Genomic DNA, 16733 nt, shown 5'->3' on the forward strand with positions numbered 1-16733 from the left:
TTGTTTCACGTGAAACATTTTGACGTCATTGTAATTGGTGGTGGCCATGCCGGTGCCGACGCAGCGCACGCCGCGGCGCGAATGGGCGCGCGTACTGCGCTCTTGACCATGTCTCGTAGTACAATCGGAGTGATGTCCTGTAATCCTGCCATCGGCGGCCTGGGGAAGGGGCATCTGGTTCGCGAAATCGATGCGCTAGACGGATTGATGGGACGCGTTGCAGACGCGGCCGGGATTCAATTCCGGCTTTTGAATCGTCGAAAGGGACCTGCGGTCCAAGGACCCCGTGCCCAAGCTGACCGGAAGATATACCGTGAGACGATGTTGTCCGAGATCGAGGCACATGCTGGGATAACTATCCTCGAAGGTGAGGCAGTTGATTTCATCATGGAAGGTGAAAAGGTTGCTGGGATCGTGACTGCCGAGGGGACCAGCCTTCATGCTGGGGCAGTTATTCTTACAACTGGAACTTTTCTTCGCGGGATCATTCACATCGGTGATGTGCAAAGACCGGGTGGACGGATGGGCGATAATCCTTCTCAGAAGCTCGCTCAGCGAATTGATCAATTTGGATTGAACTTGGGTCGCCTTAAAACGGGTACACCTCCGCGTCTTGATGGAAGGACTATAAACTGGGACGGTCTTGAAATGCAGCCCGCAGATGATGTTCCCACGCTATTTTCATTCATGTCCAAGCAAGCAGGGGCACGACAAATTTCCTGTGGTATCACTCATACAAATGAAAGAACCCATGAAATAATCCGGACGAATCTGGCGAGTTCTGCCATGTATGGTGGCCACATTGACGGTATCGGACCGCGCTATTGCCCATCAATAGAAGATAAAGTTGTGCGTTTCGCTGATAAGACGTCTCATCAAGTCTTTTTGGAGCCAGAAGGCTTGGACGATCCGACGATCTATCCGAACGGGATTTCAACTTCTTTACCGATCGCTGTGCAGGAAGATTATGTACGGTCCATTGTTGGGTTGGAATCTGTTGAAATTATGCAGCCAGGCTATGCGATTGAATATGATTATGTGGACCCACGCGCACTTAAACAAACTCTGGAGCTGAAGAATGTGCCGGGCCTCTATTTAGCAGGGCAGATCAACGGTACAACAGGATATGAAGAAGCAGCCGCACAAGGTCTGGTTGCGGGTTTAAACGCGGCACTATCAGTTCAGAACCGTGAGCCTGTTCTGTTCAGCCGGACAAATAGCTATATTGGCGTCATGATTGATGATCTCACCACAAGAGGCGTATCCGAACCTTATCGCATGTTTACATCACGTGCGGAGTTCCGTCTTTCTTTGCGGGCCGACAACGCAGATCAGCGATTGACCCAGCAAGGTATCGAACTTGGTTGCGTTTCTGATATTCGCAGTGCGGCATTTAATAGCAAAATGGATGCGCTAAAGAGCTGTCGCACAATTCTTGAGACAAAGACTTACACACCAAAAGAGGCAGCGGCAGCCGGAGTCGCCATAAATCAGGACGGTCAACGCCGTACTGCTTTTCAACTCCTATCTTTCCCGGATGTAAAATTCGCTGATATATGTGCACTTGATCCGGATCTGGTGGAAGTAGACACGGAAATTGCTGAACAATTGTCGAAAGATGCTTTGTATTCAAACTACATCAAGCGGCAGGAAAATGATGTTGCTCTGCTTAGAAAAGATGAGCGTGAGCTTATCCCAGCATCTTTCGATTATGTAAAGATTGACGGATTGTCTAACGAGCTGAAATCAAAACTGATCGCCTCGAAACCGGAAAACCTTGCCCAAGCGGCAAAAATTGAGGGAATGACCCCAGCGGCTCTCACTCTTTTGCTAGCTTTGATCCGTAAGGGTCAGTCAAAGAAGTCCGCATGATGAGTGATGATGTATTGCAGAATGTTTCACGTGAAACACTAGACAGTCTTCATCAGTTTGAAGATCTTGTTTTGAAGTGGACCAAAAAGATAAATCTGATCTCAAAGGGTGATGCACCGCATGTCTGGGACAGACATATCGTTGATTCTGTTCAGGTGTTTGACGCAGCGCCTGTAGACGGAGACTGGGTTGATATTGGCAGTGGTGGTGGATTTCCTGGTATTGTCGCCGCAATAATGGCTAAACATACCACGCCTGACCGCCAATTTACCCTTGTCGATAGTGATCAGCGTAAGTGTGCTTTTCTTCGTACGGCAGCGCGTGAGCTGGATCTTAACGTTGTCGTACATGCCAACCGTGTGGACGAATTGGACCCTTTGGGCGCTGCTGTTCTCTCTGCGCGCGCACTTGATGATCTGAATTCGCTACTTGGACACGCAGAACGGCATCTTTCGCCTGAAGGAACCGCACTGTTTCCAAAAGGGGCAAGCTGGGAGAAGGAACATCAGGCAGCGCAGAAAAACTGGTCGTACAACTTAGAAGTAGTTAGAAGTAAGACCAATGCCGACGCTACCATCTTGAAGATCAAGGAGCTTACGCGTGTCTGACCTGTCTCGCCCAACTGGGCCAAAAATTATTGCAGTTGCAAACCAAAAGGGTGGTGTTGGGAAAACGACCACGACCATCAATCTTGCAGCCGCTCTCGCGGAGAAGGGCCAGCGTGTTCTGGTTATTGATCTTGATCCTCAAGGCAACGCTTCGACAGGGTTGGGCATTGCCTTGGAAGACCGGGAGTTCACGACATACGAACTGTTGCTCGAAGATGTTGATCTCAATGACGTTATTCAGAAAACGGAAACTGAAAATCTCTATATTGTTCCAGCGACTGTCGACCTTAGTTCAGCCGATCTTGAGCTGCTATCTAATGAAAAACGCAGCTTTCTATTGCATGATGCACTTCGCCAGACCCAAATGGACACGTTTGAATTCAACTACATATTGATCGATTGCCCGCCATCACTCAACTTGTTGACGGTCAACGCAATGATTGGTGCCCACTCAGTTCTAGTCCCATTGCAAAGTGAATTTTTTGCATTGGAGGGGCTTTCGCAATTGATGCTAACCATTCGTGAGGTGCGTCAAAGTGGGAATAAGCATCTGCGGATCGAAGGGATCGTGCTTACTATGTATGATCGGCGAAATAACCTTTCGCAGCAAGTAGAGCAGGATGCGCGCGACAATCTGGGCGATTTGGTTTTTAAAACGATGGTGCCCCGAAACGTTCGGGTAAGCGAAGCACCGAGTTTCGCCATGCCGGTGTTATCTTACGATACTCTTTCCAAAGGCGCCAAGGCATATCGTGATCTTGCAGTTGAACTGATGAACAACAATCAAACACAGGCCAAAGAGGTGCAACATGTCGAATAATCATGAGCGTAAGCGGGGCCTTGGGCGCGGATTGTCTGCACTGATGGCTGATGTCAGCGAAACAGAAAGTGTAGCGGCCAAGGGGCCATCCGCGGCTGACCAAATGGTGCCGATTGAACGCATTTCCCCCAATCCGGACCAGCCGCGCAAGCAGTTCAAACAAGAAGATCTTGATGATCTCGCGGCCTCCATTCGAGAGAAGGGAGTTCTCCAGCCTCTAATCGTCCGCGCGTTGGAAGGCGGAAAGTACGAAATCGTTGCAGGAGAGCGACGCTGGCGGGCTGCACAGATGGCCCAATTGCACCAGCTTCCTGTGATCGTTCGGGAATTCAGTGATATTGAAGTTCTTGAAGTTGCGATTATTGAGAACATCCAGCGCGCCGATCTGAACGCGGCAGAAGAGGCCGCTGGATACAAGCAGTTGATGGAAAAATTCGGTCATACTCAGGAGAAGATGGCTGAAGCTCTCGGCAAAAGCCGGAGCCATATAGCGAACCTTCTACGCTTGTTGAATCTTCCATTGCCTGTGCTTGAGCTTTTGCGTGACGGAAGTCTGAGTGCTGGTCATGCGCGTGCTTTGATTCCGGCACAAGATCCGATGAAGCTGGCGCAGCAAGTGATCAAGGGTGGCCTTTCTGTAAGGGCGACCGAGGCTTTGGTTAAACGCGAAATGTCGGATGGTGCAAAGCCAAAGCCAACGGGTTCGCAGGAGACAAATGAAAAAGACGCCGACACCAAGGCGTTAGAGGGTGATCTTTCGGCGAATCTTGGTATGCGCGTATCCCTCACACATAAGCCTGGACAGGAAAGTGGCCAGATGACTGTGCAGTACAAGTCGCTTGATGAACTTGATGAGCTGTGCAGACTGCTTAGCGCAACCTAGCCGTTCAAGAGTGCCGAGATAACTGAATTCAACACTCTGAAACCTTGATCGGTAACTATCAGTCTAGTTTTATTTACCGAAATCATGCCAATGTCGGTCAGGTGGTGCAATGTCACCTGATCTAACGGCTTTTGTGCAAGGGTATTAAAGCGCTCAAGGTCGACACCTTCGCGCAGACGTAACCCCATCAGCAAAAACTCGGTTGCCTCGTCATCTTTCGTCAAAACCTCACGGCTTTGTTCTGGTTGCGCCTTCTCAACCTCATCAAGCCAGCGTTTCGGGTTGCTATAGCAGATCGTGGCATGCCGTTGGCCAGAGAGTGTTAGGCGCCCGTGTGCTCCGGGACCAATTCCCAAATAATCCCCATACCGCCAATAGATAAGGTTGTGGCGTGATTGTGCCCCGTCAGCAGCGTGATTTGAAACTTCATAGGCAGGCATGCCCGCCGCGGCACACACATCTTGGGTTAGGTCGAACATGTCAGCCCCAAGATCTTCGTCAGGTAGACCGCGAAGCTTTCCGATCGCATATCTGTCCCCAAACGCCGTGCCGTCCTCAATCGTTAATTGGTACAAAGAAAGGTGATCTATCGATAGGGTTAGAGCCTGTTTAAGCTCTGCTTCCCAATCCTTGAGGCCTTGGTTCTGGCGGGCATATATCAAATCAAAGCTGACCCGTTCAAAGGTGTTGCGGGCGATGTCGAAGGCTGCAAGTCCTTCAGTAACCGTATGAATGCGACCAAGCCTTTTTAGATCGGTATCATTAAGCGCCTGAATGCCCATTGATATCCGCGAAACACCGCCATCCCGATACGCCATAAATCGTCCGGCCTCGACGGAACCCGGATTGGCTTCAAGCGTGATCTCCAGATCGTTAGCAACAGGCCATAGCCGTCTTATCTCAGCAATGACATCTGCGACAGTATCTGGGTTCATGAGGCTGGGCGTTCCGCCGCCAAAAAATACAGAAGTAACCGTTCTGCCCTGCGTTAGGGACGCATATCGCCGCAACTCTTGAAGGTAGGCCTTTTTCCACGCGGATTGGTCAATACTGCGTGATACGTGACTGTTGAAATCGCAATATGGGCATTTCGCCTCGCAAAACGGCCAGTGGATGTAGATCCCGAAGCCGCCCTGTTGCCAGTCTTCAGTCAAAACAGCGAGCCATGAGTTTTGCGAAAGCGTCCGCCCGGTGGCTGATCGCGTTTTTCTCATCATGGTTCATTTCGGCAAAGGTGCGGGTTTCACCGGTGGGCTGGAAAATTGGGTCATACCCGTGGCCGGTTTCGCCGCGCATTGGCCAAACGAATGTGCCGTCTACAAATCCCTCTACGACTTCATCATGTCCATCCGGCCATGCAAGCACCAGGGTTGCGCAAAAACGTGCGGCGCGTGGATGCGGGGCGTCGGCTTTTTCCAGCAGATCATGGGTCTTATTCATCGCCATCACAAAATCACGACCATTTGGGGTTTCTGCCCAGTCAGCGGTGTAGACACCGGGCGCATTACCCAGTGCCGCAACCTGAATACCACTGTCATCAGCAAGGGCAGGCAGGCCGGTGGCCTTCACTGCTGCGTGGGCTTTGATCCGAGCATTGCCGATGAAGGTGTCCTCGGTCTCTTCCGGCTCTTGCAGGCCCAATTCCTTGGCACCGACCACGGTGATGCCAAGGGGGGAGAAAAGCTCCTGCATTTCTTCCAGTTTGCCCGCGTTATGGGTGGCAATCAGGATGCGGTCGCCTTCGAACTTACGGCTCATACGCAAGCGGCTTTCTGGATCGCGGTCAATTCTGCGATACCTTTCTCTGCAAGGTCCAGAAGATGGTTCATCTGGTCGCGCGAATAGGTGGAGCCTTCAGCGCTCATTTGCGTTTCAATCAGTCGACCGCTTTCTGTCATGATAAAGTTGCCGTCAACGCCGGCTTCTGAATCCTCGGGGTAATCCAGATCAAGCACAGGCTGACCGGCATAGATGCCGCAGCTAATGGCGGCGACAGGATCAACCAGCGGATCAGACACAACATCGCCTGCTTTCATCAGCTTGTTCACAGCAAGGCGCAGGGCGATCCAGCCGCCAGTGATTGACGCGCAGCGCGTGCCACCGTCTGCTTGAAGCACGTCACAGTCGATGGTGATTTGACGCTCACCCAAGGCAACGCGATCAACACCGGCACGCAGGGCGCGCCCGATCAGGCGCTGAATTTCTACAGTCCGGCCGCCCTGTTTGCCCGATGCTGCCTCACGGCGCATCCGGGTGTTCGTGGCGCGGGGTAGCATGCCATATTCAGCAGTGACCCAGCCAAGGCCAGAGCCCTTGATAAATGGCGGCACACGGTCTTCAATCGTTGCGGTACACAGTACATGGGTGTCGCCCATCTTGATCAGCGCCGAGCCTTCGGCGTGCTTTGTGAAACCAACTTCGACAGATACACTGCGCATTTCGTCAAGTTTCCGGCCGGATGGGCGCATGGGACATTCCTTTTGTTTGATTTACCTGTCGGGATACCTCTGGGTCCCTTGCAGATGCAACCCCCGCACCCTTAATGTGACAGTATGACAGACACATCAGGTATTTTGCAGGAAATGAACGACCGGTCACGCGAAGTATTTCGCCGTGTGGTCGAGGGGTATCTTGCGAATGGTGATCCAGTCGGATCCCGCACCCTAACACGCGAATTTTCCGAGAAAGTGAGCGCTGCGACAATCCGCAATGTGATGCAGGATCTTGAGTTTCTCGGTCTGCTGGACAGCCCGCATGTAAGCGCGGGACGTATTCCCACCCAATTGGGACTGCGCATGTTTGTGGATGGCTTGCTGGAAGTCGGGAATCCCGACGATGGCGACCGTGCCCAGATTGATGCAACAATGGGACGCAATGGCGATGACGTGACAGGGATGCTGGACCGGCTTGGCACTGCGCTGTCCGGCGTGACCCATGGCGCATCGCTGGTATTGGCACCGAAGCACGAAGCGCCCATCAAACATATCGAATTTGTTTCGCTTTCCCATGATCGTGCTTTGGCGGTGTTGGTGTTTTCGAACGGGCATGTTGAAAACCGGCTGTTTGCCCCGCCGCCGGGCCAGACCCCAAGCTCAATGCGTGAAGCCGCAAACTTCCTCAACTCTTTGGTTGAAGGCAAAACCCTCAGCGAACTGACCCGCACAATCAAAACTGAAATGCAGCGACGTCGACAAGAGATCGACGTGCTGGCAGCTGAACTGGTCGAAAGTGGTCTGGTGATCTGGGAAGGTGGCGAAGAGCATCCCGAGCGATTGATCGTTCGCGGGCGGGCGAATCTACTAACGGACAGCGGTGAAGCGCATGATCTGGAGCGGGTGCGCAAGCTTTTCGATGATCTTGAACGCAAGCGGGACATCGCGGATTTCCTTGAACTGGCGGAAGAAGGCGACGGTGTGCGCATTTTTATTGGTTCAGAGAACAAACTTTTCTCACTTTCGGGTTCCTCTTTGGTGGTTTCCCCATATATGAACTCTGATCGTAAGATTATTGGCGCGGTGGGTGTGATAGGTCCAACGCGGCTGAACTATGGACGTATCGTGCCGATTGTGAACTACACGGCGCAACTGGTTGGAAAACTGATTTCCGACCGGAGTTAGAGGTGGAATATGGCAGACCCGAACGAAAACGATTTTCTTGATGATCCAGAAGCAGCGGAAGCAGAAGCTTACGCAAGCGAGATGGAAGAAATTGACGAGGGCGATTTGGCGCTCGAAGAAATTATTGAAGAGCGTGACAAGTATAAAGACCGCTTAATGCGCGCTTTGGCTGATGCCGAAAACGCACGTAAGCGATCTGACAAAGACCGTCGCGAAGCAGAAAATTACGGTGGCTCAAAGCTGGCGCGTGACATCCTTTCGGTCCACGACAACATGAAACGCGCACTTGAGGCTGCAACCGAAGAGCAACGGACAGTGTCTGGCCCATTGCTGGAAGGGATCGAGCTGACAATGCGTGAGCTACGCTCTGTTTTCAAAAAACACGGCATCACTCCAATTTCGCCAGAGGTTGGGGACAAGTTTGATCCCAAACTGCATCAGGCGATGTTTGAAGCTCCGGTTCCAGATACCAAAGCAGGTGACATCATTCAGGTCGCTGCCGAAGGCTTTATGCTGCATGATCGGCTGCTGCGCCCTGCACAGGTCGGCGTATCGTCCATGGCGGGCTAACACCCAAAAAATGGGTAGAGTTATAAAGAGGCGGTCAATCTTTGGCCGCCTCTTTCAATTTATAGATCAATTCCAACGCCTCGCGCGGGGATAGTTCATCCGGCAATATATCATCCATCATCTGGTCAAGCGCGGAGTTTTTCTGCGGGGCAGGCGCCGGTGTGGGCGTCATCGCAAATAGCGGCAAGTCGTCGATCAAAGTCTTCTGCGTTGCACCGCCCTCGCGTTCCCCTTTTTCAAGCGCCTCAAGAACAACGCGCGCACGTGAGATGACCGCCGGTGGTAAACCGGCAAGTTGGGCGACTTGCACACCGTATGAACGGTCCGCGGCTCCTTTTTTGACTTCGTGCAAAAAGATCACGTCGCCTTCCCATTCCTTTACAGTGACCGTAGCGTTATCAACGCCGTCCAGTTTACCGGCCAGAGCGGTCATCTCGTGATAATGGGTCGCAAAAAGAGCGCGGGCGCGGTTCACATCGTGCAAGTGTTCCAACGTGGCCCAAGCGATAGATAGTCCGTCATAAGTGGCAGTGCCGCGTCCGATTTCATCAAGGATCACGAGCGCTCTGTCATCAGCCTGATTCAGGATCGCGGCTGTTTCAACCATTTCGACCATAAAAGTGGATCGTCCGCGCGCCAGATCATCTGACGCACCAACACGACTGAACAGCTGGCTGACTAATCCAATATGTGCAGCGCTCGCAGGCACGTAACTACCTATTTGCGCAATCAGGGCAATCAACGCGTTCTGACGCAAATATGTCGATTTACCCGCCATGTTCGGGCCGGTTAGCAGCCATATTGCGGCGTTGGTTTCGGCGCTTAGGTCGCAGTCATTCGCGACAAATTGAGCACCTGACTGCCGGGCAAGTGCACGTTCAACGACCGGATGGCGACCGCCAGTGATATTGAATGCCCGCGAGTTATCGACTTGTGGCTTCACCCAGTTTTCTGATTGCGCCAAATCGGCCAGCGCACAGGCAAGGTCAATCTCGGCGAGCGCCGCTGACGTCGCGCCGATTTCTCCTGCCTTCTGCAGAATGGCGTCTCTTAGCGATGAATAGAGCTGCTTTTCCAGCTCAATGGCACGGTTGCCTGCATTCAGGATTTTCGTCTCCAGCTCGGACAGTTCGACAGTCGTGAAGCGAACCTGATTGGCCGTGGTTTGCCGGTGAATGAATGTCTCGGACAGCGGGGGCGAAAGCATCTTTTCCGCGTGGGTGGCTGTGGTTTCGATGAAGTAACCAAGCACGTTGTTGTGTTTGATCTTGAGAGACGAAATCCCTGTATCAGAGACGAATTGCGCCTGCATTGCAGCAACGACACCACGGCCTTCATCGCGCAGTTTTCTCACTTCATCCAGATCTTCACGATAACCTTGGGCAATAAAGCCGCCGTCCCGGACGAGCAGTGGTGGTTCAGCAATCAAAGCCTCATCCAGCAAATTTACGAGATCATCGTGACCAGCCAAGTTCTGTACCGCAGTTTCAAGTAACTCTGGCAGTTCAATGTGTTCCAGCGATTGGTTCAAGTACGCTGCCTCTGACAAGCCGTTGCGAATAGCGGCAAGATCGCGCGGTCCACCGCGATCAAGAGACAGACGTGATAACGCGCGCTCTAGGTCCGGCACTGACCGCAGGCGGTCGCGGATATCCTGAGAGATGCGCGCATTTTCGACTGCGAAATCCACAGCCTCCAGCCGCGCCTGAATCGTCTCTAACACGCGCGAAGGACTGGAAATGCGACGTTCCAGCAAACGAGCACCACTGGCTGTTACTGTGCGGTCCATGACTGCCAGCAATGATCCAGCACGCCCCCCTGACAAAGCGTGGGTTAATTCAAGATTGCGGCGCGTTGCTGCATCAATCTGAACAGTGCGCGCTTCTGTCTCTTTAACTGGTTTCCGCAAGAGAGGGAGGTTCCCCTTTTGCGTCATGTCCAGATACTCGATCAACGCGCCCATTGCAGAAATCTCTGAACGGTCAAAACTGCCGAAGGCGTCCAGAGATTTTACGCCAAACAATGCGCAAATGCGTTCTTCAGCACCGGTGCTGTCAAAGCTGGAGCGCGCTAGCGTGGTGAGGGATAGATTGAAATCAGTCTCTAAAGCGCGATATTCAGCCTCTTTTCCCTCGGCCACCAATAGTTCGGATGGGGCGAGCCGGGCCAATTCCGGGCCCAACCGCACCAGAGGCAAACCCATGACGTGGAATGCGCCGGTAGATATATCGACCCAAGCAATTGCATGCGCATCACGTACCTCTGCAAAAGCAGCAAGATAGTTGTGGCGCCGGGCCTCAAGAAGGGATTCCTCAGTGAGGGTGCCCGGAGTGACAAGACGCACAACATCGCGTTTTACCACAGATTTATGGCCGCGCTTCTTAGCCTCGGCAGGCGTTTCTAGCTGTTCTCCCACAGCAACGCGAAATCCTTTCCGGATCAGCGTCAGCAGATACCCTTCGGCTGCATGAACGGGAACACCGCACATGGGGATATCTTCGCCATCATGTTTGCCGCGTTTGGTGAGCGCGATATCCAGCGCCTCGGCCGCAGCTACGGCATCGTCAAAAAACAGCTCATAGAAATCGCCCATGCGGTAAAACAGCAGGGCGTCTGGATAGCCTGACTTGATCTCCAGATACTGGGCCATCATCGGTGTGACTGTGCCTGCGCTCATCTGTTTCTCTCCCTGTTTCCCCCGTCTGTACAAAACCACAAGACCCGAGGGAAGGGGGCCATAGATATGGACGATTCCCGTCATTGTGGTAGATACTAAGGAAAACCTTCCAACGGACGATCGAGCCATTGAGAAACAAAGTTGACCTCTCTTCGGACCCTGATGCGCTTTTCCTCAATCCATGGAGAGAGGACGGACTGAAACTGCTTGGGGAGCCGGAATTTTTCTGGCGGGAGATATCCGGTGGCGTCATTGAAGGGTTTGAAGTCAGCGTCCACCCAGAGATCAATTCGAAGATTCGCTCCTTTGTGACGCACTGTAAGCGACAAAAGCAGTTCCAGACGGTGATCGAAACGAATACTCTGCCTGTGGTTCTGGATGGCGCCAAGTTTCGTAAGTCTCACGTAATGGTGGGAGAGAAGCTGGTTCTGTCAGGCGCATCTGCTACGCGACTGTTCAATACTTTCCGGTGGGATAATGAGACTGCCGAAGTAGACCCGGTAGAAACTTTGAACGCCTACCTGAAGGGCTGTCGAGCCGCGAACGAAGGCAAGCGCCTGGCTGTCGAGCAAATCTTTCTTGAGCCTGATCTCGATTTTGCAATCGAATGCCGGAACACGTTTAACTATTTCCATTTCATGACTGAATCGCTGAGCCAGCTTTGTGTTCTGGATGCTGTCGGATTTCAGGGGAACATCTTTTTTCATTTTCCCAATCAGGAAGAGAAACAGGGCGAATTTGCTCTTTCGTTTGTTGAGGCCCTGTTTCCAGAATTTGCAGGCCGCGTGTTCTTTGAGCGTGCGCCTAAGGAATATGATCTGGTTTTGACGTCTTACGATTTGGCTGGCGCATTCGGCCAGATGCCTACAGACCTGCTGTATGGGCTTGAACGGCTCATCCCCGCTGACAATGATTTGGGAAGTATCGAGTTTCAGCCCGTCCTTGCGATGAATTCTGTCAGTAGTGGGTTGCTGGCGCTTCGAAATCGAGCGCTTAAAGCCATTGAGGGTCTTGATTTCAGCTATCTGCCAAAGCGGATATTTGTCGGACGCAGCGATGAGCAAAGCCGGAGCCGTCCCTTGGGGGGCGAGGAAATGCTGCTGAAGCATCTGGCACATTTCGGATTCGAATATGTCATGTTTGAGAAACTTGCCCCGTTGGAGCAGATTGCGCTTATGGCGCAAGCTGAGGTGATGATTTCACAGCATGGGGCAGGGTTCACCAACATGCTTTTCGCCAACCCTGATGCCTACCTCATTGAATTGGGCACACTGCAAACCGCGCAGGCACGCTGGGCGGACTTCTGGCCGTTGGCTCATGCAGCGCAGTGCACCTATCTAAGTTTCTTCGCGGATTTTAACAGCGAAAACCCCATACAAGAACCTTCGTTCAACGTGGATGGTATTGTTCCACCCGCATTGTCCGAAAAAGCGGTGGCTCAGGTCGTTACGTTTGTAGCAAGCTTGTTGCGGCACGCGCCGTCTATGCCTGATGCAACAAGCGTTATAATTCTTGCACGGCGTTTGCTGCGCGCAGGGGCAGCTCCGCAGACACTTGAGCTGTTGGATAAGCACCAAAGCATGGTCGTGAACGATGCGGGATTGTGTTTGCTGAGGGCGGATTGCCACAAAGAACTGGATGAGCCGAAGTCGGAATTGGTGGCGTTAGAGCAGGCGCATGCGGCCGATCCAAAGCGCTGGCAGACGCTTGTGCGGATTATATGGTGCGCAAACCGATGTGAGAGGCCTGCGGTCATTCGCTGGGCTGTTTCCCGTCTGGCAGCAGATTTTCCGGACCGTCACGCGGCATTTATCAGTAATCATGACTGGGTACGTTTCGTCGCATGATTGTGCGAACGGCTGCGTGCCGTTATGACAGGTGAAACAAAACTGAAAGTGCCCAGCCTGTGACCAAAAACAAAGTAACTTCTGAAGAGGCGCTTGCCTTCCATCTTGAACCGACACCGGGCAAGTTTGAAATCACTGCGACCGTCCCGATGACAACGCAACGCGACCTGTCGCTGGCGTACTCACCCGGCGTGGCCGTTCCTTGTGAAGCCATCGCCGCTGATCCGCAGTTGGCGTATGATTATACCAACAAAGGTAATCTTGTTGCCGTAATCTCAAACGGTACAGCAGTGTTGGGCCTTGGCAACCTTGGCGCGCTGGCATCCAAACCGGTGATGGAGGGCAAGGCGGTCTTGTTCAAACGCTTTGCTGACGTGAATTCGATCGATATTGAACTGGACACAGAAGACACCGAAGCCTTCATCAACGCGGTTAAGCTGATGGGTCCGACATTTGGTGGAATCAATCTTGAGGATATCAAGGCGCCTGAATGTTTCATCATTGAGCAGCGCCTGAAGGAAGAGATGGATATTCCCGTCTTCCATGATGATCAGCACGGTACAGCGGTGATCTGTGCGGCCGGGCTTTTGAATGCGCTCAAGATTTCGGGGAAGAAGATTGAGGATGTCCGCATTGTTCTGAACGGGGCAGGGGCCGCGGGTATCGCGTGTCTTGAACTGCTGAAGGCGATGGGTGCGCAGCACAACAATTGCATCATGTGCGATACCAAAGGTGTGATCTATCAGGGCCGTACCGAGGGTATGAACCAGTGGAAGTCAGCCCATGCAGCGACAACTGATGCGCGCAGCCTTGCTGACGCGATGAAAGGTGCTGACGTCTTTCTTGGTGTATCGGTCAAGGGTGCTGTGACCACGGATATGGTTGCCAGCATGGCAGATGATCCAGTGATTTTTGCTATGGCAAACCCCGATCCGGAAATTACGCCAGAAGAAGCACACGAGGTGCGCGCTGATGCCATCGTGGCGACCGGTCGCAGCGACTACCCCAATCAGGTGAACAACGTTCTGGGCTTCCCCTACTTGTTTCGTGGGGCATTGGATATCAACGCACGTGCTATCAATGACGAGATGAAGATCGCTTGCGCCCATGCGCTGGCTAATCTTGCGCGTGAGGACGTTCCAGACGAGGTGGCGCTGGCCTATGGGAAAAACCTCAGCTTTGGTCGTGATTATATCATCCCGACACCTTTCGACCCGCGTTTGATACACCGCATCCCGCCAGCAGTTGCACGCGCAGGTATGGATACCGGCGCAGCGCGTCGGCCTATCATTGATATGGATGCTTATGAACAAAGCCTGAAATCGCGTCTCGACCCGACAGCGAATATCATGCGCGGCATCAACGCGCGCGCACGGGCCAATCAGGCACGTATGATTTTCGCAGAAGGCGATGACCCCAAGGTGCTGCGCGCTGCGGTCATGTACCAGCGTCAAGGTTTGGGCAAAGCTTTGGTTGTGGGACGGGCGGATGATGTGAAGGCCAAGCTGATCGCAGCAGGGCTAGAGGATGCTACCCGTGAGCTTGAAGTCGTCAATGCAGCCAACAGCCAGCATTTGGATTTGTATAAGTCGTTCTTGTATGAACGGTTGCAGCGGCGCGGTTTTGACAAGAAAGACATTCACCGTCTTGCGGCGCGGGACCGTCATGTGTTTGCGGCACTGATGTTGGCACACGGTCACGGTGACGGTCTGGTCACGGGCGCAACACGTAAATCAGCCCATGTGCTGGAGCGGATCAATCACGTTTTTAACGCCACAGCTGAGGGTGGCGCTGCCGGCATTACAGCCTTGCTCCACAATGGCCGTATTGTGCTGATTGGTGACACGTTGGTGCATGAATGGCCAAACGCCGAGGATCTCGCGAACATCGCAGAAAGTGGCGCGCGGGTTGCTCGGCATCTGGGAATGGAACCGCGCGTCGCATTCGTCAGCTTTTCGACGTTCGGGTATCCGGTGTCTGAGCGGGCTGAAAAGATGCACGTTGCACCTGATGTGCTAGACACGCGCGGGGTCGACTTTGAGTACGAAGGCGAGATGACAGTCGATGTGGCGATGAATGTCGAAAGCCAGAAGAACTATCCGTTCTCACGGCTCACCGGTCCTGCCAACATTCTTGTGGTGCCGGCGCGTCACTCGGCAAGCATTTCGGTTAAGCTGATGCAAGAAATGGCTGGCGCGACCGTGATTGGTCCGATTTTGACAGGGCTTGATCAATCGATCCAGATTGCTTCTTCGACATCTACCACGAATGATATCCTTAATATGGCGATCCTTGCCGCATGTAAGGTGGGCGGATGATCTGGAACCTCGGCTCGATTAACATCGACAATTTTTACGAGGTTCCCCACCTGCCCGCAGCGGGCGAAACATTGGCGGCGCGCAGCTATGGCTTTGGTTTGGGCGGCAAGGGCGCGAATATGTCCGTGGCAGCTGCGCGCGGTGCCGCGCATGTTTCCCATATCGGTGCGATCGGAAAAGAAGGTCGCTGGACCCGCGAACGGCTGATGGAATACGGTGTGGATACACCGCATATCGCCCAGATCAGCGAGCCGACCGGCCATGCGAATATCGTGGTCGACGACGAAGGAGAGAACAGCATCGTTTTGTTTCACGGTGCGAATGTTCAACTGACCGAGGCAATTATTGGCGTCGCGTTGACCGAAGCATCCCCGGGTGATTTCCTGCTCATGCAGAATGAAACAAACGGTCAGGAATACGCAGCTACCACTGCACAATCGCTTGGATTGCGGGTGGTCTATGCTGCTGCGCCTTTTGAGGCGTCAGCAGTAGCGCTGCTTTTGGACAAGATCGACCTGCTTGTTATGAACGAGGTCGAAGCCGCGCAGCTTGAAGAGGCAACCGGCAAGGCCCCCGAGGCGCTGGGGCTACCCGACGTGGTCGTCACATTGGGGGCACAGGGGTGCAAATGGGTCTCTAACTCAGGCGAAAAGCGCTTTGACGCCTATCCGGCGCAAGCGGTGGATACAACGGGCGCAGGTGACACCTTTACCGGATATCTGGTGGCTGGACTTGATCGCGGCTTGGGGATGGAGGCGTCAATTGACTTGGCTCTCAAAGCCGCTGCGCTGATGGTGATGCGGCGCGGAACGGCCGATGTGATCCCGGACCTGAAGGAAATCCAGGATCACTTTGGTCTTTAGCCGGCGAAGGGTGCGGCAGACCCCCATAGTTCTTTGACGCGCTGGTCACGACCACAGGCGTTGCGGTAAGCTTTATAAGCGTTGGCCTGACTTTTCGGTCCAAAGCGTGTCAGAACGATCTTGCTGCCTTTGGCGTAATCCTGATGATAGGCATCTGCAGGATAGAACTTGGACGAACCCAAAATGGGGGTCACAACCTTTTTTCCCAGTTCAGACTGCGCCTTTGATTTTGCCTGCTCTGCGGCTACTTTTTGGTTGCTGGTAGCAAAGACCGCCGTCCGGTAGCTGGGTCCACGGTCACAAAACTGGCCACCCGCGTCTGTAGGATCAACCGACCGGAAAAACAGGTCCAGCAACGTCGATGCGCTGACGACATTTGGATCAAAGATGATTTGCACGGCCTCATAGTGGCCTGTGCCGCCTCCTGTCACCTGCTTGTATGTTGGGTTCGCTGTCTTGCCTCCGGCAAAACCTGATATGGCTTCTTTGACGCCTTTAACCTTTTCGAAATCGGCTTCGACACACCAGAAACAGCCGCCGGCCACGGTTAGTGTTTCACTTCCCGCTGCTTTTAGCGGTGCGGCCTGTACCATCAGGCCGAGGGCAATAAGCCCGGCAAGGGTGAGTGCCTTGAGATTGCTCAGCTTGGTCATTGTGC

The 16733-nt window shown here is 53.2% G+C and carries 14 protein-coding genes; 9 read left to right on the forward strand and 5 right to left on the reverse strand.

Going from position 1 to position 16733, the window contains the following annotated elements:
• The first annotated feature begins 9 nt into the window (after positions 1 to 9).
• Genes mnmG through K3757_RS00230 form a run of 4 tightly spaced genes read left to right on the forward strand, consistent with a single transcriptional unit; the run spans position 10 to position 4183 of the window.
• A complete protein-coding gene (mnmG, locus tag K3757_RS00215; protein WP_259998114.1) occupies positions 10 to 1872 on the forward strand; it encodes a tRNA uridine-5-carboxymethylaminomethyl(34) synthesis enzyme MnmG in 1863 nt (620 codons plus the stop codon).
• Positions 1872 to 2480 carry a 16S rRNA (guanine(527)-N(7))-methyltransferase RsmG gene (gene rsmG, locus K3757_RS00220; protein WP_260001322.1) on the forward strand — a complete coding sequence of 203 codons (609 nt, stop codon included), beginning with the start codon at positions 1872 to 1874 and terminating at the stop codon, positions 2478 to 2480. Before mnmG ends, rsmG begins: the two co-directional genes overlap by 1 nt.
• A complete protein-coding gene (locus tag K3757_RS00225) occupies positions 2473 to 3300 on the forward strand; it encodes a ParA family protein (protein ID WP_259998118.1) in 828 nt (275 codons plus the stop codon). The genes rsmG and K3757_RS00225 overlap by 8 nt, the downstream gene beginning before the upstream one ends.
• Entirely contained in the window at positions 3290 to 4183 is an 894-nt protein-coding gene (locus K3757_RS00230; protein WP_259998121.1) for a ParB/RepB/Spo0J family partition protein, read from the forward strand. Before K3757_RS00225 ends, K3757_RS00230 begins: the two co-directional genes overlap by 11 nt.
• Here K3757_RS00230 and hemW read toward each other — a convergent pair.
• From hemW to rph, 3 genes are read right to left on the reverse strand one after another with little or no spacing between them, the layout of a single operon-like run.
• The gene (gene hemW / locus K3757_RS00235; RefSeq protein ID WP_259998125.1) at positions 4180 to 5337 is read right to left on the reverse strand and encodes a radical SAM family heme chaperone HemW; all 1158 of its coding nucleotides are present in this window, start codon (positions 5335 to 5337) and stop codon (positions 4180 to 4182) included. The genes K3757_RS00230 and hemW overlap by 4 nt on opposite strands.
• The gene (gene rdgB / locus K3757_RS00240) at positions 5330 to 5941 is read right to left on the reverse strand and encodes an RdgB/HAM1 family non-canonical purine NTP pyrophosphatase (protein ID WP_259998127.1); all 612 of its coding nucleotides are present in this window, start codon (positions 5939 to 5941) and stop codon (positions 5330 to 5332) included. Before rdgB ends, hemW begins: the two co-directional genes overlap by 8 nt.
• A complete protein-coding gene (gene rph / locus K3757_RS00245; protein ID WP_259998129.1) occupies positions 5938 to 6651 on the reverse strand; it encodes a ribonuclease PH in 714 nt (237 codons plus the stop codon). The genes rdgB and rph overlap by 4 nt, the downstream gene beginning before the upstream one ends.
• A gap of 84 nt (positions 6652 to 6735) precedes the next feature.
• Here rph and hrcA point away from each other — a divergent pair, with 84 nt between their 5' ends.
• Both hrcA and K3757_RS00255 read left to right on the forward strand, forming a co-directional pair.
• A complete protein-coding gene (hrcA, locus tag K3757_RS00250; RefSeq protein ID WP_259998131.1) occupies positions 6736 to 7800 on the forward strand; it encodes a heat-inducible transcriptional repressor HrcA in 1065 nt (354 codons plus the stop codon).
• A 9-nt stretch (positions 7801 to 7809) separates the two neighbouring features.
• The gene (locus K3757_RS00255; protein WP_259998134.1) at positions 7810 to 8370 is read left to right on the forward strand and encodes a nucleotide exchange factor GrpE; all 561 of its coding nucleotides are present in this window, start codon (positions 7810 to 7812) and stop codon (positions 8368 to 8370) included.
• 34 nt (positions 8371 to 8404) lie between these two features.
• Here K3757_RS00255 and mutS read toward each other — a convergent pair whose 3' ends face one another.
• Positions 8405 to 11047 (reverse strand): DNA mismatch repair protein MutS, encoded by a 2643-nt coding sequence (mutS, locus tag K3757_RS00260; RefSeq protein WP_259998136.1) that lies wholly within the window; start codon positions 11045 to 11047, stop codon positions 8405 to 8407.
• Between the two features lie 128 nt (positions 11048 to 11175).
• Between mutS and K3757_RS00265 the strand changes: the two genes are divergently transcribed.
• From K3757_RS00265 to K3757_RS00275, 3 genes are read left to right on the forward strand one after another with little or no spacing between them, the layout of a single operon-like run.
• The gene (locus tag K3757_RS00265; protein WP_259998139.1) at positions 11176 to 12894 is read left to right on the forward strand and encodes a DUF563 domain-containing protein; all 1719 of its coding nucleotides are present in this window, start codon (positions 11176 to 11178) and stop codon (positions 12892 to 12894) included.
• Positions 12895 to 12953: 59 nt separating this feature from the next.
• A complete protein-coding gene (locus K3757_RS00270) occupies positions 12954 to 15212 on the forward strand; it encodes an NADP-dependent malic enzyme (protein WP_259998141.1) in 2259 nt (752 codons plus the stop codon).
• On the forward strand, positions 15209 to 16075 hold the full coding sequence (locus K3757_RS00275; RefSeq protein WP_259998144.1) for a ribokinase: 867 nt from the start codon (positions 15209 to 15211) through the stop codon (positions 16073 to 16075). Before K3757_RS00270 ends, K3757_RS00275 begins: the two co-directional genes overlap by 4 nt.
• Here K3757_RS00275 and msrA read toward each other — a convergent pair.
• Positions 16072 to 16728, reverse strand: a complete 657-nt coding sequence (gene msrA, locus K3757_RS00280) for a peptide-methionine (S)-S-oxide reductase MsrA (RefSeq protein ID WP_259998146.1) — start codon at positions 16726 to 16728, stop codon at positions 16072 to 16074. The genes K3757_RS00275 and msrA overlap by 4 nt on opposite strands.
• Between the last annotated feature and the right edge of the window lie 5 nt (positions 16729 to 16733).

Origin of the sequence: Sulfitobacter sp. S223 (assembly GCF_025143825.1) — a bacterium.
Classification (GTDB): domain Bacteria; phylum Pseudomonadota; class Alphaproteobacteria; order Rhodobacterales; family Rhodobacteraceae; genus Sulfitobacter.